1 protein-coding gene is annotated in these 2351 nt (G+C 46.2%); it reads left to right on the plus strand.

Features of this window, described 5'->3' with window-relative positions; all coding sequences use genetic code 11:
* Positions 1 to 600 precede the first annotated feature (600 nt).
* On the plus strand, positions 601 to 2259 hold the full coding sequence (ltrA, locus tag C7B70_RS25610; protein ID WP_106371672.1) for a group II intron reverse transcriptase/maturase: 1659 nt from the start codon (positions 601 to 603) through the stop codon (positions 2257 to 2259).
* Positions 2260 to 2351 lie beyond the last annotated feature (92 nt).

A 2351-nucleotide genomic window follows, 5' to 3' on the forward strand; every position in this document is an offset into this window, starting at 1 on the left:
AGTGCGACTCGATGTCGCATGGTTTGAGTGAGAGACTCATAGGAACAACTCTCCGGCTAAGTGTCCAACAAAGCTGTCCCCACCCGAAGGGGCATTAGGAGTAATCCTTGTGTCTCATAGCTAGAGGGAAAGCCGAACCTGAGTAGGTAGTCACATCTTGAAAAGGAGGCAAGGGGAAGAAGTGGATGGGTTAACGTACAGTGAACCTTTCTCAAGCTTCGTGACGTCTGACTGTCGGAAGTGACTTATACGGCAGCATGGGCAATTGGCATTCATGCTTGACTACGTGGATGTGCGGACACCCTGCCCCGGAGTAAAGAGAGGAACCCAACCCACATCGCATCTCAACCATGCGGAACGAAGTAACCCCGTTAGTGGTCTGAATGCAACAGTATTCAGTAAGGAAGCCGCAAGGCAACCCTAAATCCTTAGCGGGATAAGGAAGCTGCAAGAAGCGAATGCCGTCGCGTCGAAAGACAAAGGAAAAACTATAACCTGACGGATAGGGCATTTTGCCCAACCTGAAAGGGTGCTGACGTGCAGCAGGTAATCTTTCTGAAAGTTCTTAGTAAAGAAATCGAAACCAAAGGGAAAAGTTAGATGCAGGCAACTGTAAACGTAACCAAGGAAACCACCGACTGGAACCGCGTCAATTGGCGTGACTCCAACCGTGTAGTGAGAAATCTGAGACAGAGAATCTTCAGAGCTACCCGTGAGCAAAACTGGAAAAAAGTTCGCAGCCTACAAAAGCTGCTAATGCGATGCTACTCTAATATTCTGCTAGCAGTAAGAAGAGTAACACAGCAGAACTCCGGCAAACACACGCCTGGGGTGGATAAACTTCTGGTACTTACACCAGAAGCAAGAGGTGTGTTAGTGGGTGCTTTGGGAAAATTTATTCCCTGGAAGCCACTACCATCTAAGCGTGTTGAAATTCCTAAGCCAAACGGTAAGAAACGACCTCTCGGAATACCTAGCATAATCGACAGATGCCTCCAGGCAATCGTCAAGAATGCCCTGGAACCATGCTGGGAAGCCCTCTTTGAAGGGATAAGCTACGGCTTTAGACCTGGCAGAAGCGCCCACGATGCCATAGAAAAAATTTATGGCATCTGCCGCCCTAATAAGCGCAAAAAATGGGTAGTGGATGCTGACATCCAAGGGTGTTTCGATAATATTGACCATGATTACCTGATGAAAAACATTGACAACTTCCCAGCTAGAAAGTTGATTCACCAATGGCTGAAAGCAGGGGTAATGGATAAAGGGGTTTTTCACGAAACAGACAGTGGTACGCCACAAGGCGGCATCGTCAGCCCCCTCTTGGCTAATATTGCACTACATGGAATGGAACAAGCCCTTGGAGTCAAATACGATTACCGAGGACAATCTATCGGCAAGCGCATAGTTGTGCGCTACGCTGACGATTTTTGCGTGTTCTGCGAAACCCAAGAAGATGCACTCAATTGTGTAGAAGTCATAAAAGGATGGCTGGCACAAAGGGGGCTTAATATTTCCCCTGAAAAAACCAGCATTAAACATTTAATTAAGGGCTTCGACTTTCTTGGTTTCAATATTAGGCACTACCGAGATACCAACACTGCTACAGAATGGAAACTACTCATAAAGCCTAGCGCCAAATCAGTGCAGAAAGTACGGGCAAAACTTAGGGACATTTGGCTATCTCCTACCAGATTCAGACTCCCAGAGTTATTAAAAAAACTCAACTCGGTAATTCGGGGTTGGAGTAACTATTTTCGTACTGGAGTTTCTAAAAAGATATTCTCTGGTTTAGATCAATGGATGTTTATCAGAGAAAAACGACACACTAGGAGAATGCACCCCAAAAAAGGCTGGAAGTGGAGGCAAAAACGTTACTTCGGTAGCCTAAATCTTCACCGCCGCGACAAATGGGTATTTGGCGATAAAAGTCTGGGAGCGCACATACTGAAATTCAGTTGGTTCGATATCGAACGGCATACTCTAGTCAAAGGCTTATCGTCTCCCGATGACCCCCATTTAAGGGATTATTGGAGAGAAAGGGAAAAGAAAAAGGTTAAAAACCTCAGAAACAAATCCCGACAAACCGTAGCCAAGAGACAAGACCACAGATGTCCAACTTGTAGTGAATCCTTATACAACGGGGAAGAACTGCACCTACATCACGTCAAACCCAAAAGTGAGGGCGGTAAGGATACCTACAATAACCTTCGTTTACTACATCTATATTGCCACCAGCAGGCTCATGGAAAGAAATAGCCTCGTAGATTGCTCAAGCCGGATACTTGGAAACTTGTAAGTCCGGTTTCTAGGGGGGAAGGGAGCAGTAATGCTCCTGCCCTACCCGACTA

The sequence above is a fragment of the Chlorogloea sp. CCALA 695 genome (assembly GCF_003003885.1).
Classification (GTDB): Bacteria; Cyanobacteriota; Cyanobacteriia; order Cyanobacteriales; family Chroococcidiopsidaceae; genus Aliterella.